The 23279-nt window shown below is 32.4% G+C and carries 21 protein-coding genes and 1 pseudogene; 17 read left to right on the top strand and 5 right to left on the bottom strand.

Annotation, left to right across the window (positions count from 1 at the left end; translation table 11 throughout):
- Positions 1-115: 115 nt before the first annotated feature.
- Positions 116-1527, top strand: a pseudogene (locus NST87_RS11090) (MFS transporter).
- Between the two features lie 306 nt (positions 1528-1833).
- Entirely contained in the window at positions 1834-2274 is a 441-nt protein-coding gene (locus NST87_RS11085) for an ASCH domain-containing protein (protein ID WP_340721715.1), read from the top strand.
- Positions 2275-2521: 247 nt separating this feature from the next.
- On the opposite strand, the gene vraX is transcribed toward NST87_RS11085, so the two are convergent.
- Positions 2522-2692 carry a C1q-binding complement inhibitor VraX gene (vraX, locus tag NST87_RS11080; protein ID WP_019468209.1) on the bottom strand — a complete coding sequence of 57 codons (171 nt, stop codon included), beginning with the start codon at positions 2690-2692 and terminating at the stop codon, positions 2522-2524.
- A 284-nt stretch (positions 2693-2976) separates the two neighbouring features.
- Between vraX and isaB the strand changes: the two genes are divergently transcribed.
- Positions 2977-3504, top strand: coding sequence for an immunodominant staphylococcal antigen IsaB family protein (isaB, locus tag NST87_RS11075; RefSeq protein WP_019468208.1), 528 nt, complete (start codon positions 2977-2979; stop codon positions 3502-3504).
- A gap of 81 nt (positions 3505-3585) precedes the next feature.
- Here the strand turns inward: isaB and thiD are convergent, their stop codons facing one another.
- Entirely contained in the window at positions 3586-4416 is an 831-nt protein-coding gene (gene thiD / locus NST87_RS11070; protein ID WP_340721714.1) for a bifunctional hydroxymethylpyrimidine kinase/phosphomethylpyrimidine kinase, read from the bottom strand.
- Between the two features lie 244 nt (positions 4417-4660).
- Between thiD and NST87_RS11065 the strand changes: the two genes are divergently transcribed.
- From NST87_RS11065 to NST87_RS11050, 4 genes are all read left to right on the top strand, one after another.
- Positions 4661-5326 carry a uracil-DNA glycosylase gene (locus tag NST87_RS11065; RefSeq protein ID WP_256277550.1) on the top strand — a complete coding sequence of 222 codons (666 nt, stop codon included), beginning with the start codon at positions 4661-4663 and terminating at the stop codon, positions 5324-5326.
- Between the two features lie 5 nt (positions 5327-5331).
- Positions 5332-5703 carry a DUF5327 family protein gene (locus NST87_RS11060; protein WP_340721713.1) on the top strand — a complete coding sequence of 124 codons (372 nt, stop codon included), beginning with the start codon at positions 5332-5334 and terminating at the stop codon, positions 5701-5703.
- 24 nt (positions 5704-5727) lie between these two features.
- Positions 5728-6090, top strand: a complete 363-nt coding sequence (locus tag NST87_RS11055) for a DUF423 domain-containing protein (protein ID WP_046207271.1) — start codon at positions 5728-5730, stop codon at positions 6088-6090.
- Positions 6091-6153: 63 nt separating this feature from the next.
- Complete coding sequence (locus NST87_RS11050; protein ID WP_340721712.1) at positions 6154-7644, top strand: APC family permease; 1491 nt, start codon at positions 6154-6156, stop codon at positions 7642-7644.
- Between the two features lie 202 nt (positions 7645-7846).
- Here the strand turns inward: NST87_RS11050 and NST87_RS11045 are convergent, their stop codons facing one another.
- From NST87_RS11045 to hemQ, 3 genes are all read right to left on the bottom strand, one after another.
- Entirely contained in the window at positions 7847-8299 is a 453-nt protein-coding gene (locus NST87_RS11045) for a threonine/serine exporter family protein (RefSeq protein ID WP_340721711.1), read from the bottom strand.
- Between the two features lie 11 nt (positions 8300-8310).
- The gene (locus NST87_RS11040; RefSeq protein WP_046207274.1) at positions 8311-9084 is read right to left on the bottom strand and encodes a threonine/serine exporter family protein; all 774 of its coding nucleotides are present in this window, start codon (positions 9082-9084) and stop codon (positions 8311-8313) included.
- 741 nt (positions 9085-9825) lie between these two features.
- On the bottom strand, positions 9826-10575 hold the full coding sequence (gene hemQ / locus NST87_RS11035) for a hydrogen peroxide-dependent heme synthase (RefSeq protein WP_046207275.1): 750 nt from the start codon (positions 10573-10575) through the stop codon (positions 9826-9828).
- Positions 10576-10746: 171 nt separating this feature from the next.
- On the opposite strand from hemQ, the gene pta reads away from it, so the two are divergent.
- The 10 genes from pta to NST87_RS10985 all read left to right on the top strand — a co-directional run bounded on the left by pta (position 10747) and on the right by NST87_RS10985 (position 23204).
- A complete protein-coding gene (pta, locus tag NST87_RS11030) occupies positions 10747-11733 on the top strand; it encodes a phosphate acetyltransferase (RefSeq protein WP_340721710.1) in 987 nt (328 codons plus the stop codon).
- Positions 11733-12572, top strand: a complete 840-nt coding sequence (locus tag NST87_RS11025) for a lipoate--protein ligase family protein (protein ID WP_340721709.1) — start codon at positions 11733-11735, stop codon at positions 12570-12572. The genes pta and NST87_RS11025 overlap by 1 nt, the downstream gene beginning before the upstream one ends.
- Before the next feature lie 541 nt (positions 12573-13113).
- Positions 13114-14037 (top strand): mevalonate kinase, encoded by a 924-nt coding sequence (mvk, locus tag NST87_RS11020; protein WP_070038939.1) that lies wholly within the window; start codon positions 13114-13116, stop codon positions 14035-14037.
- Positions 14038-14041: 4 nt separating this feature from the next.
- Positions 14042-15025 carry a diphosphomevalonate decarboxylase gene (mvaD, locus tag NST87_RS11015; RefSeq protein ID WP_340721708.1) on the top strand — a complete coding sequence of 328 codons (984 nt, stop codon included), beginning with the start codon at positions 14042-14044 and terminating at the stop codon, positions 15023-15025.
- 12 nt (positions 15026-15037) lie between these two features.
- Complete coding sequence (locus tag NST87_RS11010; protein WP_046207280.1) at positions 15038-16114, top strand: phosphomevalonate kinase; 1077 nt, start codon at positions 15038-15040, stop codon at positions 16112-16114.
- A gap of 425 nt (positions 16115-16539) precedes the next feature.
- Positions 16540-16887 (top strand): DUF1450 domain-containing protein, encoded by a 348-nt coding sequence (locus NST87_RS11005; RefSeq protein WP_340721707.1) that lies wholly within the window; start codon positions 16540-16542, stop codon positions 16885-16887.
- 227 nt (positions 16888-17114) lie between these two features.
- The gene (locus tag NST87_RS11000; protein ID WP_340721706.1) at positions 17115-19646 is read left to right on the top strand and encodes a glycosyltransferase; all 2532 of its coding nucleotides are present in this window, start codon (positions 17115-17117) and stop codon (positions 19644-19646) included.
- 113 nt (positions 19647-19759) lie between these two features.
- Positions 19760-20740 carry a ketoacyl-ACP synthase III gene (locus NST87_RS10995; protein WP_340721705.1) on the top strand — a complete coding sequence of 327 codons (981 nt, stop codon included), beginning with the start codon at positions 19760-19762 and terminating at the stop codon, positions 20738-20740.
- 693 nt (positions 20741-21433) lie between these two features.
- Positions 21434-22369 (top strand): aldo/keto reductase, encoded by a 936-nt coding sequence (locus tag NST87_RS10990; protein ID WP_340721704.1) that lies wholly within the window; start codon positions 21434-21436, stop codon positions 22367-22369.
- Between the two features lie 295 nt (positions 22370-22664).
- Positions 22665-23204, top strand: a complete 540-nt coding sequence (locus NST87_RS10985; protein WP_070038947.1) for a flavodoxin family protein — start codon at positions 22665-22667, stop codon at positions 23202-23204.
- Positions 23205-23279 lie beyond the last annotated feature (75 nt).

Below are 23279 nucleotides of genomic sequence, written 5' to 3'. Positions count from 1 at the left end.
CAACTACAATTTTTGTATAAAAATTAAAAAATAGAATTTAAAAAATTTGAAACAGTTTGACATACACTCCGAACTCAGTATAATAAGTAAACATGTTAAGGGAGTGACTTAAATCGTGGATTATGAACAAGATTTTGATAAAAGTAATATTAATAAGGTGAATCCTAGAACTGCGAAAAAACTGTATTTGCAACCGGTATTGGTAATGCGATGGAATGGTTCGATTTCGGGTTATATTCTTACCTAGCAGTTATATTGGGGCAAAACTTTTTTAGTTCGGTAGAAAATGACCAGTTAAAAACGATATTTACATTTGCCACATTTGCAATTGCATTTTTATTAAGACCAGTAGGTGGCATTATTTTTGGTATTATTGGTGATAAATTTGGTAGGAAAGTCGTTTTAACGACAACCATTATCATGATGGCATTTTCAACTTTGTTAATTGGTTTATTACCTACATATGATCAAATAGGTGTATGGGCGCCAATTTTACTATTATTAGGTAGAGTGCTTCAAGGGTTTTCAACTGGTGGAGAGTATGCAGGTGCGATGGTTTATGTTGCTGAATCCTCACCAGATAAATCTAGAAATGGTCTAGGTTCAGGTTTGGAAATTGGTACATTATCAGGTTATATCGCCGCATCAGTAATCAGTGGCTTACTATTTTTCTTTTTAAATGAGGAACAAATGGCTACATGGGGATGGAGAATACCATTTATTTTGGGTCTATTTTTAGGTATATTTGGTTTTTATTTAAGAAGAAAATTAGAGGAATCTCCAGTATTTGAAAATGAAATAGCTACACAACCTAAACGAGATAACATCGGATTTTTCACAATTGTTCGATATTACTACAAAGATATTATTGTATGTTTTGTAGCTGTAGCATTCTTTAATTGTACTAATTATATGGTAACTTCATATATGCCATCTTATTTACAACAAATAATTAAATTAGATAGCACAACGGTTTCTGTACTTATCACGGTTGTCATGGCAGTAATGATTCCATCGGCATTAATGTTTGGTAGAGTTGCAGATCGCATCGGAGAGAAAAAAGTCTTTTTAATCGGGCTATGTGGCACAGCTATCTTTAGTACTGTGGCATTTGCGTTATTCCAATCAGGTTCGTTGGTTTTAATAATTGTAGGTATATTTACGTTAGGATTTTTCTTGTCTACTTATGAAGCAACGATGCCAGGTTCATTACCAACGATGTTTTATACGCATATCCGTTATCGAACATTGGCGGTAACATTCAATGTGTCAGTATCATTATTTGGTGGAACAACACCGTTAATTGCTTCTTCATTGGTTGCGAAAACAGGAGATCCGCTTTCACCAGCTTATTACTTAGCGGCAATGAGCGTCATAGGGATTATCGTTATTTCATTGTTACATGTCAGCACAGCAGGTAAATCGCTTAAAGGTTCATATCCAAATGTTCAAAGCGATGAAGAATATGAATATTATACGAAAAATCCTGAGAAAGCTTTATGGTGGGCAGACGATAAACGCGTATAAGGCGAATGACATTACAAATGACTATTAAGAAAAAAGTATGCTAGCTATCGATACTAAAACTGAATAGTAGAAATTTAAAAATAGGTTATTCATTTCCTTTTAGAGTTAGGAAGTGAGTACCTATTTTTTTAGTAAATTTCACTATTATTGCAAGAAAGAATAGATTTCTTGCAATAGTCTAGATATTTATAGTTTAGTGTATTGCCTCATTTTGGTAGTAGAATAACATAGGATAGCAATGGTTATATCATTTATTTATGTTATGTTTAAGAAGAAAAAGGACATACATAGTTTGGAGGAAAAATGATGACAATAGAACAATATTGGGAGAAATTTGTACAATTATTTCCATCTTATAAGGGCAAAACATATGAAGCATGGTCATTTGGTGTAGATGAGGATACATTAGCAGAATTAGTAAAACAAGGTGAAAAAACGGCTACGACAAGTGGTTACGAAACTTATCAAGTTGATGGTGAACCACTACCTCAAGTGGGAGATGTGAGCGTGATTTTAAATAAAAAAGGGGAACCACAATGTGTGATTGAAACAACACATGTATATCAAACAACTTTTAATGCTGTCTCTGAACATCACGCTTATTTAGAAGGTGAAGGCGATAAGTCACTAGCTTACTGGCGTAAAGCACATATTGATTTCTTTGAACCTTACTATGCATCTCTAGGATTGGCATTTAACGAATCTACTATTGTAGTGTGTGAGGAATTTAAAGTTTTATATAAATAAGTAAAGTGGTACATAAGTTAGGATCGCTTCGAGTGTGCTCTCCAAGCAAACAAAGGGGACAATCTTTGCCTAACTATGTACCACTTAGGATGAGTGTTTATAAGGGATGTGTTATACCATGTATATATAATGGGACAGTTACATATACATGGCGCATATTTCTAAAGGGGAATTCTTTGTTCTGTTTCTTCTAATTTTAGTCTTGGAACTTACGCTTCTGTTTTTTCATCGATGTATTGAAGTGTAGCTAATAACTTACATTTAAGTTATCAACATCACTTTCAAGTAGAGAGAGTAACGTATATAATTCATTCTTGCTGAAATTTTCATCGCATTTAACAGAAATCGTTTTGAACGTCTTGGTGATAATTTCATAGATAGGGTTACCATTCTCAAAAGATTGTTCGTAGATAATCATGATGTCATACCTCCTTGTCTCTCTACACTTATTATAATAATAGATATGTATGCGAAATACATGAGTCTACAGTATCAACTTTTTATCAGTCGAACGTCGTATAATCATAAAATACTTTATTTTAATTTTTGTTGTATTAATACTATCACTTAAATGTTTATGCTATTAAAAAACAAAAATAATATATTGTGTATTTGGTTTATATTTGCACTTTTTGAAACATTTATGTAACATTGTAATCGAATCGTAATGCGATTCCAAAATTTTAAATGGAGTGATACAGAATGAATAAGATTGCAAAGACTTTTGTAGCTGGAAGCATTGTATTTGGAACTACATTAGGCATAAGCGTTTCTGATGAAGGCGTATCACATAGCGAAGCACAAGCAGCAACAACACCTTATTATCAATATGAAGGAAATGCTGGTAACGACCCTAGCTTTTTATTAAATGAACAATTTAAAAATGGAATCAAATATGGCAAGGTTACTTTTAATGGCGTGAATGTAAGTGCAAGAACAGTAGAGGGTGGCAAGACAACTCAGAAATATGACCAAACTTTCTCAGACTATTCAAAAGATGATAATATAGCAAGTAACGTTAATTTTTCTATAAAAGGGAACTTAACTTATGAGCAAGTCAAAGATGCTTATGGAAAAGATTTAAGTAAGATTAAAACACCAGATAAACAACCTAAAGGTACAGGTGTATACGCATATCAATCTCAAAATAATGGGCCAACCGTTTTCTTTGAAATGAAAGATGGTCAAGTCAATGAAGTGAATATTGGGTATGGCGGATACGGTGGTTAAATAAAAACATAAATGAGTAAATTAACTTAAAAAGGCGCACGTTCATCATCAGAAATGGACGTGCGCTTAGTTTATATTTGATTAAACTTCTGTAACTTCGACATCAATGTGTTCTATACGATTATAGGCACCGTGGTCAACAGGACCGACGAAGTCGTTCATTTTCCAACTGTTTTTAATTGCAGATGCAACAAATGCTTTAGCAGCGATGACGGCTTCTTTTGGAGATTTGCCTTTTGCTAAATATGCAGTAGTTGCTGCGGCAAATGTACAACCAGCGCCGTGATTATAACTTTGTTGGAACATATCAGTAGTTAGTTGATAGTAGTTTTCCCCATCATAGTATAAGTCATAAGATTTATCTTGATCTAACGCTTTACCACCTTTAATTATAACGTGTTGTGCACCTTGTTGATGAATGATATCAGCAGCTTTTTTCATATCGTCTATTGATTTTAAAGTGCCGAGGTTTGCAAGTTGACCAGCTTCGAATAAATTCGGTGTTACGACTGTAGCTTTTGGTAACAAATATTCAATCATTGCATCAGTATTGCCAGGATTTAAAACTTCATTTTCTCCTTTGCATACCATAACTGGATCTACTACAAAGTAGTTCGCACCAAATTCAACATATGCTTCGCCGGCACGTTTGATAATTTCTTGTGTCCCTAGCATGCCCGTCTTCACTGCATCCGGACCGATTGATATAGCTGTTTCTAATTGTTTTTCAAAAACATCGAATGGAATTGGCGTAACATCATGAGACCAAGATTCTTTATCCATTGTTACAATTGATGTTAATGCAACAATACCGTATGTTCCTAACTCTTGGAATGTTTTTAAATCTGCTTGCATGCCTGCGCCAGCACTTGTATCTGAACCAGCAATGGTTAAAGTTTTTTTCAATGCCATTAATTTTCACTCCTAAATATGCTTTTATATATATCATACCACGTTTGTCGACTATTCTAAATCATGACGTTTACAATGTAATAAGGTTACAATGATGAATAAATTAGTATATCCTTTTGATTCTATTACTGATACATATTAAAATGAAATAAAATATATTCATTTTAACTGTGTTTATGATAAAGTGAGTACTACTAATCTCACGAGCGAGTAAGTAGTGCTTTATGTTACTATATTAATCGAGGTGAGCGATATGGAGTGGTCGGATGTTTTTCATAAAATTACTACAGAACATGATTTTACTGAAATGCATAATTTTTTAGAAAATGAATATACGACAAAGATAGTATATCCAGATAGGGAAAATATTTATCAGGCATTTGATTTAACGCCTTTTGAAAAAGTGAAAGTTGTTATCTTAGGTCAAGATCCTTATCACGGACCAAATCAAGCACATGGTTTAGCATTTTCTGTGCAACCGAATGCTAAATTTCCGCCTTCATTAAGAAACATGTATAAAGAACTTGAAGACGATATCGGTTGTGTAAGAAAATCACCACATTTACAAGATTGGGCAAGAGAAGGCGTTTTATTATTAAATACTGTTTTGACAGTCCGACAAGGAGAAGCGCATTCTCACAGAGATATAGGGTGGGAAACTTTTACGGATGAAGTCATTAAAACAGTTTCAGAAAATTTGAGTAATGTTGTGTTTATATTGTGGGGTAAGCCTGCACAACAAAAAATAAAACTGATTGACACAGCGAAACATCATATTATTAAATCACCACATCCAAGCCCATTATCTGCATATCGCGGATTTTTCGGTTCAAAACCGTATTCATTAACAAATGCATATTTACAAAAAAATGGTATTGAACCTATAAACTGGTGTGAAAGTGGGTTGTAAAATAAATGGAAAAAGAGAAAATTATTCAACTTATTGAGCAAGAATTAGTTCAAGCAGATGAAGCTAAAAATGATGCAGAATTTGAAAAGCATATCTATGCCATTCATACACTAACGTCACTCGTAAATAGTTCAAATAACAAACATCATTTTAAAGATAATACGTATTCAGTGTCTGATTCATTCAAATCATCTCGAAATGTAGAACAAACTGCTGCAAGTAAGAAGCAAGGCATCTCACCAGAAGAAATTCAAGCAATGGGCGGAAAAGTACCTGCCTCATCGACAAAATTTGCAAATGCTAATACTTCACTAAATGCTAATAAATTGGTAACAGATGATGAAATTGGTAATGGAGATTCAATATTTGATTTTTAATTCAAGAAAGAGAGGTTAATTTTTATGAAATTATTTATTATTCTCGGTGCTTTAAATGCTTTAATGGCTGTTGGTACTGGTGCATTTGGCGCGCATGGTTTGGAAGGTAAGTTATCGGATAAATATTTATCCGTATGGGAAAAAGCAACTACTTATCAAATGTATCACGGCCTTGGTTTACTATTAATTGGAATTATAAGTGGTACAACGTCAATTAATGTGAATTGGGCAGGATGGCTATTATTCTTAGGTATTGTATTTTTCAGTGGTTCGCTATATATTTTAGCATTAACTCAAATTCGTATACTTGGAGCAATTACACCAATTGGAGGTATTTTATTTATTATAGGTTGGTTAATGTTAGTGATTGGTACGATTAAATTATAAATTTATAATTGTTATAGAATTCATCTTAGGGGTATAATACATCCCATGAGGTGAATTTTATTTATGGGAAAAAATGATAGGAAAGTAGATAGAGGAGATTTAAAACAAAACTTGTCTGAGAAATTTGTTTGGGCAATTGCCTATGGTTCATGTATCGGCTGGGGTGCATTTATTTTACCTGGTGATTGGATTGGTCAATCTGGACCTATTCCAGCAGCTATAGGTATTGTCATTGGCGCATTATTAATGATTTTAATTGCGGTAAGCTACGGCGCACTTGTTGAACGCTTCCCAGTTTCTGGTGGGGCTTTTGCGTTTAGCTTTTTAGGTTTTGGTAGATACGTAAGTTTTTTCTCATCTTGGTTTTTAACTTTTGGTTATATTTGTGTAGTAGCCTTAAACGCAACTGCATTCAGTTTATTAATTAAATTTTTATTACCTGATGTTTTAGAAACAGGTAAATTATATACCATCGCAGGATGGGATGTTTATATTACCGAAATATTAATTGCATCATTGTTATTGATTGTATTTATGTTTATTGCGATTAAGGGCACGAGTGTTTCAGGCTCACTACAATTTTATTTCTGTGTGGCAATGGTCATTACAATCTTACTGCTATTTTTCGGCTCGTTCTTTGGTAATAATTTTTCATTGGAAAATTTACAACCATTAGCGAACAAAGAAAAAGGCTGGCTTACATCAATTGTAATGATAGTTGCAGTAGCACCGTGGGCTTATGTAGGTTTTGATAATATCCCACAAACTGCCGAAGAATTTGATTTTTCTCCAAATAAAACGTTTAAACTGATTGTGTATAGTTTGTTAGCAGCAGCATTCACATATGTGTTAATGATTTTATATACAGGCTGGCTAAGTAGCTCAGAAACGAGTTTGAACGGGCAATTATGGTTAACAGGTGCCGTCACGAGTGGTACATTCGGCTATATAGGTTTAGCAATTTTAGCGATTGCTATTATCATGGGTATTTTTACTGGTTTAAATGGATTTTTAATGAGTTCAAGTCGTCTATTATTCTCAATGGGACGTTCAGGTATTATGCCTTCAGTATTTAGTAAACTGCATAATAAATATAAAACACCATATGTCGCAATCATATTCCTTGTAGCTATCACATTGATTGCACCTTGGTTAGGTCGTACAGCATTGACATGGATCGTTGATATGTCATCTACAGGTGTTTCAATCGCTTACTTTATTACATGTTTATCAGCAGCGCGTTTATTTAGCTATGACAAAACAAGTAACACTTATGGTCCTGTATATAAGACATTTGCGATTATAGGTACAGTAGTATCATTTGTTTTCTTATTACTATTATTAATTCCTGTTTCACCAGCTGGACTATCAATGCCATCTTATATTGCATTATTTGGTTGGTTAATTATAGGATTAATCTTTTTCGTAATTCGTTATCCTAAATTAAAACAAATGGATAATGATAAACTAAGTAAATTGATATTAAATCGTTCTGAAGATGAAGTAGTGAATCAGATTAATGAGAATAAAGTGACGAACCAAACACATAAATAGAAGTTAATCATTGATTATTTATGAAATAAACATATAAATCATTGGAAACGGATTTTCTGAAAAATTTTGAATATGAAACGACTCCTATCAATAGCAGTGGACTTTAAGTTCATATTGATAGGAGTTTTTAAAATCAAATAATGATGTCTAATATAAAAAATCTGAGGACTTTAAAGATCCTCAGATTTTTTATGTTCAATGCTCATATGTGTTTTTTGCTAAATATTGTGCCAGAAACGATGAGTTTAGATATTTGATCAGCAAATAATAAGCCTAAAGCGATTGCGCCGGCAATTAGCGTTACTTCTAGCATCGTGTTAATAGCTTTACTAAAGTCTAACAAAATAAGATTTTTAGTAGCGTCAAAGGCTAATCCTCCAGGCACCAATGGTATAATACCTGGTACCATAAATAGAATCACTGGTTCTTTTTTATAACGAGCCATTACATGACTAAGTAAACCCAATGCTAGACTTCCAAAGAAGCTTGAATAAATTGTATGAAGTTCGAGACCATCATAAAACAATGTATAAACCATCCAACCACATGCACCTACAATTCCAACAGCATTATATAAATATTTTGGAACATCAAATATAATACCGAAGAAGAGTGAAGCGGTATAACTAAATATTAAATTTAAAATCCAAAACATAAGCATTGCTCCTAAGAAATAATAAGTATTGTACCGACACCTGCACCAATACCAAAGGCAGTTACTAAGGCTTCTAATGATTTAGTAGTAAACATTAACATGTGCCCACTAAATAAATCTTGAATTGCATTTGTAATTAAAACACCAGGTACGATTGGCATCACAGCTGATATAATAATTGTTGAAATAGAGCCACCTTGTATGATGGCATTTCCAAACACTGCCACTGCTCCAATAACGAGAGCCCCCATAAATTCTGGAATGAATTTAGTGTGTAAATTTCTATTCAAAAGTTCTACAACTAGATACCCTAAAGCACCTGCAACGAGTGCAGTGAATACATCCACTAAATAACCACCTTGTAAATATAGAAAACTGATTGAGATAATCGCAGCGGCAATAAATTTAAAAAACAAATCATGATTAATGCTTTGTTCATGATATATTTTTTGTAATTCTTGATATGCATCTTCAACTGATAGTGTCCCCTCGGAAAGTTGTCTAGAAACGCGATTGGTTCTTGATATACGATGTAGATTGGTGTCTCTAGTTCGTATTCTATAAATTCTTGGATAAGATTCATTATGTAACATAAAATTAATGACTGTATTTGTAACAAAACTATTACTTTCTGTATAACCTAACGTGAAAGCAATACGCGTCATTGTATCTTCTACACGCGAACCTTCTGCCCCAGACTCAAGTAAGATTCTGCCAGCGAGAATTATGACATCTTTTGCTATTTTTTCTTCATAATTTTCTGAGTATTGAACATTTCTTGTCATTTAATCACCAATTATATTTTATTTAACTAAACTATTCGTAACTGTATTTTCATGGGATATATAAGTAAGTTAATATTTTTTATTGTAACACTTTATTCAAATGATATGTTGGGTAAAAAGACACATATTGTGTTTTAAAAAAATGAGTTTTATACAACTTTAGTAATGCAAATATGTTTCAAATATTTCAAATAGGTTAAAATAGTATTAGTTGACTGTTACAAAATATTGAGTAGCGACAATATTTAACAGTTGACCCTTAAATTAAGTAGTGATTAAAGTTCTCCCAAACACACTACATTCAGACAGGCACACTTGTTTTATTTCAAGTGTGCCTTTTTTTAGTCGCTCTACTTTCTACTTCGTAGAAAGTAGAGCGACTTATGCATGCGAGGAGCATGCGAACCGAATCAAACGAAGTAGAAAGCAAGAGCGACTAATACATGTAACTTATGACAATAGCTATCTTTTGAGATTTAGTAGTCAAATTCAAACATAGGTATTGAATGATTTATTGTGATTGTACCTAAAAGTGCAAAATATAAATGGCAGTGCGTCTAAAATATATACGTTTGAGACGTAATTGTAGTTATATATGAATGCAAAAAAATGATATATAAAAGCCCCTCCATTATTAAATGAAGGGGTTGATCATAGTTTATAAAAAATAAAGTTATACTCTAAAACAAGAAAGATTGTAATTTGTATTAAAAATAACATTAGTCAAAATATAGTGATAAATTATATTTCAAAAAGCGTTGGTAAACTATCTTTGGTGATAATGTTACCCACATAGAAACTGCCAAAATCACCGTAACGTGCCGTCGTTTCGTCAAATCTCATTTCAGAAACAATTTTTTTAAATTGAAGTGGGTCATCTGCAAATAGCGTGACACCCCATTCGAAATCATCAAAGCCCATAGAGCCTGTGATAAATTGTTTGATTTTACCAGCATATTGACGACCGATTTTACCGTGATTGTACATTAGTTCTTGTCTTTCTTCTAATGGCAACATATACCAGTTATAAGTTTCATTACGACGTTTGTCCATAGGATAGAAACAAATATATTCGGATTGAGGTAATTCTGGATATAATCTTGGTTTGATATGTGGATTTTCGTATGGATCTTCGTCAGATTTTCCTGCTAAATAATTGCCGAGTTCAATAATCGAAACATATGAGTATGTCGGAATTAAAAAGTCAGTGATTTTCAATTTGTTAAATTCATTTTCAAAAGCATTTAAATCTTTTAATTCAGGACGTAATGCCCATAAAAGAATATCTGCTTTTTGACCAGTAATATTATAAAATGCGTGATCGCCGACATGGTTCGTACGTGCTTCTTTGTGTTTATCTAAAAATGATTGCAACTCTTCAACTAACGTTTGACGTTCATTTTCTGGAACTAGACGTAAACTAGCCCAATCTATAGCATATAATAAATGTAAACTATACCAACCATCTAAAGTTTCTGGCGCTTGTGGCATATTGAATCGCTCCTTTATAAATAATTCTATATCTACACTGAAAATTCTATCATAAAGGTAACTGTAAAACATAAGTAAATGATTACAAATTGGTGACATGGAATTCTATAAAAAAATGACGTATAATAGTAATGGAAAAAATAATAGTATTAAAAATTTGAGGAGGCCCATATGTCTTTATTAGATGTATTACAAGAGAAATTGTCAGGAAAAAATGTGAAAATTGTTTTACCTGAAGGAGAAGATGAACGCGTATTAACTGCGGCAACACAATTACAAAGTACAGATTATGTAACACCAGTTTTATTAGGTAATGAAGCAAATGTTAATGCGTTAGCTAAAGACAAAGGTTTAGATATTTCAAACTTAGAAATTATCGATCCTGAAACGAGTGATTTGAAACAAGAGTTAGTGACAGCTTTTGTTGAACGTCGTAAAGGGAAAGCAACTGAAGCCCAAGCTCAAGAAATGTTAAAAGACGTAAATTACTTTGGTACGATGCTAGTATATACTGGTAAAGCTGAAGGTTTAGTAAGTGGTGCTGCGCACTCTACAGGTGATACCGTTCGTCCAGCCCTACAAATTATAAAAACAAAACCAGGTGTAACTAAAACATCAGGTATATTCTTTATGATCAAAGGTGAAGAACAATATATCTTTGGTGATTGTGCGATTAATCCTACATTAGAAGCACAAGATTTAGCGGAAATTGCGGTAGAAAGTGCAAAATCTGCTCAAAGTTTTGGCATGTCTCCACGTGTAGCAATGTTAAGTTTTTCAACAAAAGGTTCTGCAAAATCGGATGATGTTGAAAAAGTTTCCAATGCGGTAGCGTTAGCACAAGAAAAGGTTGAAACTGATCAACTTAAAGATGTGGTTATTGATGGAGAATTCCAATTTGATGCAGCAATTGTACCTGAAGTTGCTAAGAAAAAGGCACCGGATGCACAAATTCAAGGCGATGCAAATGTATTTATTTTCCCAAGTTTAGAAGCTGGTAATATTGGATATAAAATCGCACAACGCCTTGGTGGTTATGATGCGATAGGCCCGGTATTACAAGGTCTTAATTCACCAGTAAATGATTTATCTCGTGGTTGTTCAATAGAAGACGTGTATAATTTATCAATCATCACTGCTGCACAAACATTACAATAATGGATTTAGCAAGTAAGTACTTTAATAGTGCCACTTGGCGTTATGTAGATCATTCTTCTGGTTTAGCACCGATGCAGTCATTTGCATTTGACGATACTTTGTCAGAAAGTGTAGGCAAAAATTTATCAAGCAGTGTGGTACGTACTTGGATACATCAACATACAATAATTTTAGGTATCCATGATTCAAGATTACCGCACTTGCAAGATGGTATTCGCTATTTAACTGAAGAACGAGGGTATAATGCGATTGTGAGAAACTCAGGTGGTCTAGGTGTTGTATTAGACCAAGGTGTACTCAATATTTCACTTATTTTTAAAGGCAAGCATGATATTACGATTGATGAAGCATTTTCAGTCATATACTTATTAGTGTCGAAAATGTTTGAAGATGATGATGTTGAAATTGAGACCTATGAGATTGAACAATCATATTGTCCAGGGAAATTTGATTTAAGTATTAATGGGAAGAAATTTGCGGGTATTTCGCAAAGACGTGTTCGAGGTGGCATAGCTGTCCAAGTGTATCTATGCGTAGAAGGCGATGGCAGTGAACGCGCTGCATTGATGAAAGCATTTTATGAACGAGCATTACAAGGCGAGCGTACTAAATTTGAATACCCTGATATTGACCCTCAATGCATGGCATCTTTATCGCAATTATTAGGCAGAACATTAACAGTTCAAGATGTGATGTTCCAGTTACTATATGCGTTAAAAGATTTAGGCGCCAATTTGACGATGGAAGACATTACGGATGATGAGTGGCAACGATATGAAGGTTATTTTGACAAGATGATTGAACGCAATGCTAAAGTTAATCGAAAAATGGACGAATGAGACAAAGACTAGAAACGATACAATATAATGTATTCGTTTTTAGTCTTTTTATTTATAATTGCATAATGGAAAGATTACTATAATTTGTTGAATTATAGTAATTAAATAAGTAATATAGTGAAAGTATACGTTAAAAATCAAAAATAAATTAATAAAATAAAGTGAAGTTTTTGAATAATAGGTCATCGCGTTTTATAATAAATAAGTATTGTTTATAATTAGTAGCAGGTATTAACTTTTTGCTCATTTCGTTCAATTTTGATACAAATTAAAAACTATGTCTCGAGACGTATGTCAATATATGAAATTTGTGAGATAATATACTTTGATTTGTGTGAAAATCGATTGAGTTGTGTAAAAATGCACGTAATGGTTGCTTGATTAAAAATGAAAAGCATGAATACTATAGCGAAATGCTATTAAACACAAAATTTCCCGGGAAATGTTAAGATAACTAGGAATGAAATTGAGATTAATAAAAATCGCGGTGCAAAGCATATATTATTTAAATTTAAAGAAAATACTAAAGGTGATTGAAAATATGGCACAACAAGGTTATGGGGAAGCGAATGGCAAGGTGATTTTAATAGGTGAGCACGCGGTGACATTTGGAGAGCCTGCAATTGCGATTCCATTTACGACAGGGAGAGTGAGTGCATTAATTGAGTCTTTAAATGCATCAGAGTCTTCCTATATTAAAAGTGAAGTGTATGACGGTGAATTGGTTTACGCACCTGAACACTTAAAATCAGTAATAACGAGGTTTATTGATAAATATGATATTGTAACACCCATCAAAGTTTCTATAGATACGAACTTACCACCATCAAGAGGCCTAGGATCAAGTGCTGCAATGGCAGTCGCATTTGTACGTGCGAGTTTCGATTATATAAATAAACCCTTAACAGATGCGGTTTTGATAGAAGAAGCGAATTGGGCAGAACGTATTGCGCATGGCAAACCCAGTGGGATAGATACACAAACCATAGTATCTAACAAGCCAGTTTGGTTTCAAAAAGGAAAGGTTACTACATTAAAGCCTTTAGATTTAAATGGGTATATGGTTGTGATAGACACTGGTATTCGTGGTTCAACAAAACAAGCAGTAGAAGACGTACATAATTTATGTAAAGCAGATAGTGGATACCTTAGCTTTGTCGAACATATCGGCAAATTGGTACATGAGGCGCGAGATTCTATCGAACACCATAACTTTGAACAACTTGCTACGGTATTTAATTTGTGTCAAGAGAATTTAAGAACACTCACTGTTAGTCATGAAAAAATTGAGCAATTGTTAGAGGTTAGTAAAGAGCAAGGTGCTATAGCTGGTAAATTAACTGGAGGAGGTAGAGGCGGAAGTATGATTGTTCTAGCTTCTACTTTAGAAACGGCTGAAAAAATTGTGGAAAGTGCACAATCGTTAGGTGCACATCATACATGGATTGAATATTTAGGAGGTTAGTAAGGTGGTTAGTAGTGGCAAAGCACGTGCACATACAAATATTGCACTGATTAAATATTGGGGGAAAGCTGATGAAGCCTATATTATTCCAATGAATAATAGCTTGTCGGTAACATTAGATCGGTTTTATACAGAGACTAAAGTAACTTTTTCTGAACAATATACTAAAGATTTATTGATTTTAAATGGACAAACAGTAGATGATGCTGAAGCAACTAAAATTCGTCGTTTTATGGATATTGTTAGAGAACTGGGTAAAACATCTATGTATGCGCATATCGAAAGTGATAATTTCGTACCAACAGCTGCAGGTTTAGCCTCATCAGCAAGTGCTTATGCCGCATTAGCAGCAGCATGTAATGAAGCTTTAAAACTTGGATTAACGGGTAAAGCATTATCTAGACTTGCTCGAAGAGGATCAGGATCAGCTTCTAGAAGTATCTATGGCGGTTTTGTAGAATGGGAAAAAGGTCATGATGATGCATCATCATATAGTTTCCCGATTGATGCAGATCACTGGGAAGATGATTTGTCAATGATATTTGTCGTGATCAATAATCAAACAAAAAAAGTTTCTAGTCGTACTGGTATGTCACATACGCGTGATACATCTCGTTTTTACCAATACTGGTTAGATCATGTAGATGAAGACATAGCGTCAGTTAAGCATGCGATTAAAGACAAAGATTTTAAGTACTTAGGAGAAGTTATTGAAGAGAATGGCTTGAGGATGCATGCAACAAATTTAGGTTCACAGCCTCCTTTTACATATATGGTAGAAGATAGTTATTTAGCTATGGATATTGTACATCAATGTCGCGAAGCTGGTTACCCTTGTTATTTCACAATGGATGCAGGACCCAACGTTAAAATTTTAGTAGAAAAGAAAAATCAACAGGCAGTCATTGATGCACTGAAAAAATCATTTAATGATGATCAAATTATTGCAAGTGACATTACACGTACAGGTGTTGAAATTATTGAGTAAGGAAGAGATAACATGATTCAAGTAAAAGCGCCAGGTAAGCTCTATATTGCAGGTGAATATGCTGTTACTGAACCTGGGTATAAATCTGTGTTAATAGCTGTTAATAGATTTGTAACGGCTTCAATTGAAGACTCTAATGCTTCAGAAGGTACAATCCACTCAAAAACGTTACATCATGAGCCAGTTACATTTCAAAGAGAAGAAGATAAGATAGTCTTATCTGATTTATATGCAGCAAAGCAATTAAAATACGTCATCACAGCTATAGAAGTTTTTGAGCAATTTGTGAGTAGTAATCACATTGACCTAAAACATTTTAATTTAACGATAGATAGTAATCTAGATGACGCAAATGGTCATAAATACGGTTTAGGTTCAAGTGCAGCAGTACTTGTATCTGTAGTAAAAGCTTTAAATGAATTTTATGAGATGCATTTATCAAATCTTTATATTTATAAACTTGCAGTGATTGCAAATATGAAATTGCAAAGTTTGAGTTCTTGTGGAGATATCGCAGTTAGTGTATACACAGGGTGGCTTGCTTATAGTACATTTGATCATGAGTGGGTTTCACAACAAATTGAAGATACCTCTGTCAACGAAGTACTAAATAAAAACTGGCCAGGTTTACATATTGAGCCACTACAACCACCAGAAAATATGGAAGTCTTAATTGGTTGGACAGGATCGCCTGCGTCTTCACATCACTTAGTGAGTGAAGTGAAACGTTTGAAATCTGACCCTACATTTTACGGGAAATTTTTAGAACGTTCACATGCTTGCGTAGAAAAATTAATTCATGCCTTTAAAACGAATCATATCAAAGGTGTACAGCAAATGATCCGGATGAATCGTGAAATTATTCAATCCATGGATAATGAGGCTACGATTGATATTGAAACTGCACATTTGAAAGTGTTATGCTCTGTAGCTGAAAAATATGGTGGTGCTGCTAAAACATCAGGCGCTGGTGGCGGTGACTGTGGTATCACAATCATTAATAATGAAGTTGATAAACAATCAATTTATAAAGAATGGCTAGAAAATGAAGTGAAACCGTTAGAGTTTAGTATCTATCATGGTCAATAAGCTTAGGAAAAACAATTTTTAAATGTTGCGTTGTCTAATCCTAGCAAGGATGAGCAGGGATAATGCTTTAGTTGAGTTGAAACTCATATATAAGTTATACTATCGTAATAATACATTGAGAAGCGACACGGCTGTGACAATTGATTTGTCCAGCCGATTTTTGATTGAATTATAAAAATCAGACAGAAAAGTATATAGAAAAAAGTAGTATCATGAACGTGTAATGCTATGTTTTCATACACAACTTTTAGTTCTTATGGGGCATAACTTGAAAAAAATTAAAAATAGAGTAAAATAATTAGAGTTGTAATTTATCGTTATAAATATATTGATGTGGCTTTGATAGGAAATTGAGCGCATATTTCACATAATTTATCAGTAAAATGAGTGAATCATTCACGTTTGGAAAGATGAGGGGATTGATTTTGCAAAATAAATTTTTAATCTGCGATGATTGTCAGGGCGTTAATTGTAAATCTTTACAGAAAAAACTGACAAAATTAGATCCTTATGCAGAAATAGAAATAGGTTGTCAATCGTATTGTGGTCCTGGTCGACGTAAAACTTTTGCATTTGTTAATAATCGCCCATTAGCAGCCTTAACTGAAGATGAGCTTATGGAAAAAATTGAAAAACAGTTGCAAAAACCTAGAGATCCTGAAGAGGAAGAGCGCCTTAGAAAACGCAATGAGGAACGTAAACGACGTAAAGAAGAACAAGATCGCAAACTGAAAGAAAAATTAGCTAAGAAGAAAAGTAAAACTGAAAATTAACTATTGTGATATAGTATTTAGTATTAATTATTAAGTTCGGGTTAATATTGTAATAATTAAAATTATGCTAGTGTTAAAATGTTATTAATTTAAATAAAAAAAATGTATGGGAGTACGTGCTTTGGTATTGAAGTGCTTAAATTTTTTTCTTTTCTTAAAGCATAATTTAGATAATTATTTTTAAACTTAGTAATTTAAAAGTAATGATTTTTGGGAGGAAAATTAGGATGACAAATAATTATGAAGATTTATCTGTTAAAGGGAAATTAGTTGTACATGCGAATAGAAAAATGGACTTTTTAATGAAACCTATTACATCTTATTATGGTATGAATAATATTAGTATTATTATGGATTATGCTAAATATTACGAACAATTAAGTGTAAAAAATAACAGAATTTTATATCAATCAAGAGATGGAAAAAGTATGTCAGATTCTCCATATGCAATTTTTAAATACATTTTATCTAATCCTAAATATAAAGATTATATTCATGTTTGGGCTTGTGAAAGTAATGAAGTTAGAAAATATTATAAAAAGAAATATAAGCACTTAAAACAAGTAGATTTTGTAGTTATACATGGCCAAGAATATCTAAAAGAGTTAGCGCAATGTAAGTATTTAATAAACAATTCATCATTTTCTATATATTTTTGTTCAAAACCAGAACAAATATATATAAATACATGGCACGGAACCCCTTTAAAATACTTAGGTTTAGATTTGGAAAATAGTTTAGTTGCAGTCCAAAATTTAACACGTAATTTTTTACATACTGAGTACTTATTAACTCAAAATAAACATACAACTAGTATTTTTAAAAGAGCATTCCAATTAGATGGTATATATGAAGGGGAGATATTAGAAGATGGATACCCTAGAACAGATCTAACGTTAAATAAATCCAAAGTTGAAATGAAAAATGAAATTTTAGCTGAAAATAAAAAAATTAAGTTTAGTAGACCTAAAAATTTGTTGTTTGCACCAACTTATCGTGGTGACTTTATGGATCCAGCTGACAATATTGATGAATTGTTCAATAGCGTAGAAAAACTTGATGAAAGTACTGAATATAATATTTTATTAAAGGTACATCCATTTTTATATCAAAATATAATAGAAGATGGCAGATTTGAAAAATATTTAATACCTGATACATTAGACCCAAATGAAATACTGAGTATAGCTGACTTATTGGTTACTGATTATTCAAGTATATTTTTCGATTTCCTCGTAACAAATAAACCTATTATTTTTTATACTTCAGACTATGAAAAATATACCAAAGAACGTGGTTTGTATATGGATGTTGATTCATTACCTGGTCCAACAACTACAAATATTGAAGATTTGATAAAAACTATTAATGATCGACTATATAATAATGAAAAATATAATGAATTATATGAAAAATACAAAAAAACTTACGTTCCATTTGATGATGGCAATGTAACGAAAAGGATTGTAACTCGTATATTTGATAAACAAATAAAAAATGGTGAACAAATAAATAAAGAAAAACTATTAATTTATGCGGGTGGATTAGTAAATAATGGTATCACAAGTTCTTTATTAAATCTTTTAGAAAATATAAATTATAATCGGTTTGAAGTTACTATTTTCTTGCAAAGAAGGACTAATAAAATAACACTTGATAACCTATACAATGTAAATAAGAATGTGAAAATCATTTTAAGAAACGGGGGCTTTTTCGCTACATTCATAGAAAATTACAGAAATAACTATGTAAGAGATAGAGGGATGATATCTAAAAGGGAAGAAAAAATATTCCCTCAAAAAGCATATCAAAGAGAATTCAGGAGATTATTTGGAAACAGTAAGTTTGATTATGTTATGGATTTTAGTGGGTATTCCATGTTTTGGTCAAATTTACTATTAGCTACCCCTTCGAAGAAGAAATTCGTTTATTTACACAGTGATATGGTAGAGGATTTAGTTAAAGTTGTAGGAAACAGAAGACCCCATATAATTAATCTCAAAGGATTAATGACTTTGTATCCAAAATTTGATAAATTAATAAATGTTTCAGAAAATATTCATAAGATTAACAAACAAAAATTAAAGAAACTTAAAGTTGATTCGAAATTTGTGACAGTGAATAATATGTTGGATTTCAAAAAGATAAACATAGACAAAGACAATGATAAAAATATTATAAAAACTGAAACTGAAAATAAGTTGTTAATTATAGGAAATTCTCCTTCAGGAATAGAAATAATCAATTTTGACACTAATAAATTTAATATATTTGCAAGTGGGAGATTATCTCCAGAAAAAGGGTTCGATAATTTGATAGAGGCTTTTTATATACTCTCAAATGAGTATCCAGAGACTATGTTATACATTTTAGGTGAGGGAAAAGAAAGAACTAATTTAGAAACACTAATTCATAATTATGGACTTACTGAAAGAGTATATTTATTAGGTCATCAAACTAACCCCTTTAGCTTAATTAACAGGGCTAACTTATTTGTATTGTCGTCACATTATGAAGGTCAAGGGTTAGTTCTACTAGAAGCCTTGGCACTCAAAAAAAATGTACTTTCAACTGATTTAGAAGTTACTAGAGAAATTTTAGGTGATGATGAATATGGTATGTTAAAATATGATGACGCAAAATCGTTAGCTGAAGGTATAGAAGAATTTTTGAATAATAGTAATCCTGTATATAAAGAATTTGATATTGAAAGTTATAATAATTTAGCACTGTCCCAGTTTAATAATTTATTTAATTAATTTTTAGTGTGAAGAGAAATCATGAAATTTTAAATCTATCATTCATTAGTAAGAAACGTATAATATAAGATTATGAAATTTTAAAGTTACAGATTGATAAAAAGAGTTATGGCATGAATTTATTTGCCCAAATTACTACGCAAGGTACTTATGTACCGGAAAAAAGAATGGATAACCATGATTTCGAGAAGATTGTTGATACTTCTGATGAATGGATCCAACAAAGAACTGGGATTGTTGAAAGAAGAATTGTAGCTGAAGATGAATATACGAGTGATATCAGTTATAAAGCAGTGCTGGATTTGCAAGAGAAATATCAAGTGGAATTAAATGATGTTGATATGATTATCAATGCTACATTGACTCCAGATTATAAAACCCCAAGTGTCGCATCTTATGTGCAAGCGAAACTTGAATTGAAAAATGCAGGGGCCATTGATATTAATGCAGCTTGTGCAGGTTTTGCCTATGGTTTGAACATAGCTAATGGTCTGATTACATCTGGTCAAAATAAAAAAGTGCTAGTTATTGGCGCGGAAACACTATCACGAATTACAGATTACACAGACCGTAATACATGTATTTTGTTTGGTGATGGAGCAGGCGTATTTTTAGTAGAATACAGTGAAGATGAAACAAGCTTTATATCTAGTAGTTCTGGCTCGGACGGTGACAAAGGACATCATTTATATTGTTCAGAACTTTCTCATACTATGTTTGGCGAAGATTTACAAAATCCTGGTTATATTGTTCAAAATGGTCGTGGCGTATATAAATGGGCTGTCGGCAATGTTCCGAATATTATTGACAATACGTTACGTAACACGAATTATAAAAAAGAGGACATAGATTGGTTTGCACCACATAGTGCTAATGCCAGAATGATAGAATCAATATGTGAAAAGGCTAACCTCTCTAAAGATAAAGCGCTAATGAGTCTTAAATATTATGGTAATACGTCATCGGCTACGATTCCATTATCGATTGACTTAGCTGTCCAAGCGCATCAACTTAAAAAAGGTGACCTCATGCTATTAGTTGGGTTTGGTGGCGGCTTGTCATATGCGTCTACATTAATTAAATGGACACTTTAAAAATACTATAACAATTTAATATAAATGATTCGATAGTAGGTGTATCACGCATTGCATCCTACTTTTTTATGTGTATATCTCTGTAATTGATTTGTCCCAGTGCATTTATATTGTAGGTAGATGATTGAACTTAGGTAAATCATTTTATGTTTTTCAAATCAAGTCATCTTTGCAAAGGTGGATGACGAAATAATTTTAATAAAATTAGAATTCTGTCCTACGTCCCATTATGTCTAAATTTTTGAAACGTAATTTTTAAGCATTTTACTTCAAGGTCTCATCAAAAACATGCTAAATTTTGAGTAGTGGTAGAAAAGTTATTCAGCAACTTAATATTGTTATGTCTCAACATTACGTGTTAAATCATATGTGTTCCGAACGAATTATGCTAGCAATAGTTGAAATAATTGAATTACATGGCAATACATTTTTTAGAGAGACTAGATAACATATTAAAATAACGATAATTACTAATGAAGTTAAGTAATTTTTGTTATGTGTATAAATACGATATGTATAACATATTATTAAACTGAGTGAAAAAGGGTAAATATATATTATATAGTATTCAGCAGTTCATTCGTTTGTTGATGGCATTGTCAAAGTATCTTTCGTAATGAAGGGATACAAAAACAATTTGAGCCAGAGATTCTATAAATATATCAAAATTAATATATAAGGAGTTGGATTGTTTTGACGGAAAAAGTTCAATTAGGAAAATCAAATGTAACGGTATCACCGATTGCTTTAGGTACAAATGCTGTTGGTGGACATATTTTTTATAATGATTTAGACGAAGAAAAAGGTAAAGAAACGGTTCGCACTGCTGTTAGAAATGGTATTACATTGTTAGATACAGCCTATATTTATGGTCCAGAACGTTCGGAAGAATTAGTAGGAGAAGCGGTTAAAGAATTTGCTAGAGACGAGTTTGCAATTGCCACAAAGGGTGCGCATTATTTTGATGAAGATGGTAATGTGAAAATGTCTAATGATCCAGCATTTCTTAAAGATCAAGTAGAAAAAAGCTTAAAACGTCTTCAAGTAGATTATATTGATTTGTATTATATTCATTTTCCAGATGATACTACACCTAAAGATCAAGCAGTTGCTGCATTAAAAGATTTAAAAGATGAAGGTAAGATTAAAGCGATAGGAGTTTCTAATTTTACATTAGATCAACTTAAAGAAGCGAATAAAGACGGCTATGTTGATGTTGTGCAAATGGAATACAATTTATTAAATCGCGAAAATGAAGATGTGTTTGAATATACAAAAGAAAATCAAATTACATTTATTCCATATTTCCCTTTAGTTTCAGGTCTTTTAGCTGGCAAATACACTGAAAATACAAAATTTGATGATATTCGTGCTAAGAATCCAGAATTCCAAGGTGAAAAATTCAAAGAAAATTTAGAGAAAATTGATGAGTTGAGAGGTATTGCAGATAATCATAATGTAGATGTTGCACATATTGTGCTTGCATTCTATTTAACTCAACCTTCATTGGATGTCGTGATTCCAGGCGCAAAGCAACCACATCAAGTCGTGGACAATTTAACAACTTTAGAGGTTAATTTAACTCAAGAAGAGATTGAAAAAATAAATCAACTATTTCCTAGAAAATAATAAATAAGTGAGTGGACTTATGTATAAGTTTTAGCTCAGGCATCACTGTGTACTTTTATTCTTTCTAGTTATCATTTCCAGGTTGAGATGACGAAATTTTTAAAAGAAAATTAAGTTTCTATCCTATGCCCATTTTATAAAGTTTTTAAATTTTAGTTGAAATATATAAATTTTCCTACAAATCATTTAATGCTATAATATACTATTGTAAACGCATGTTATATTTATGAACTTTTGTGTAAAATTATTAAGATATCTCTAATGGAATATTTTAATATATGAAAAGGAGATTATTATGATTACAGTTTTGTTCGGGGGCAGTCGTCCGGAGGGAAACACTGCTCGATTGACTAAAATGGCCTTATCAGGACATGACTACAAATGGTTTGATTTAACTCAGTACCAATTGAATCCAGTGAGAGATGTGAGACATGATGGGACAACGATTGATACTTATGAAGATGATTATAAAAAAATGATAGATCAAGTGTTAGCCAGTGATACAATTGTTTTTGCATCACCCGTGTATTGGTATAGTATATCAGCCTCTTTGAAAGCATTCATTGATCATTGGTCTGAAACTTTAATGGATCCTAATTATAAGGATTTTAAGGCAAAAATGGCTGAAAAAGATTTTAGACTCATTATTGTCGGCGGAGATTTTCCAAAAGTAAAAGCGAAGCCATGTATCACTCAAATCAAGTATAGCTTAGAGTTTTTAGGTGCTACGCTATCTGGTTATATTATTGGAACTGCTGAAAAACCAGGAGATATTGATAAAGATTCGTATGCATTAAACCGCGCACGAGAATGGCAAGATACATTAAATAAGTAATATTTAGAGATAGTTTGGGCAATGTTATCTATTGTCCAAGCTATTTTCATATGAATAGATTAAGTATTTTGAACA

It is taken from the genome of Staphylococcus sp. FSL W8-0271, from assembly GCF_038006605.1.
GTDB lineage: Bacteria > Bacillota > Bacilli > Staphylococcales > Staphylococcaceae > Staphylococcus > Staphylococcus cohnii.
The sequence above is the reverse complement of the archived record's forward strand: the minus strand, read 5'-3'. Positions and strand labels throughout refer to the sequence as shown.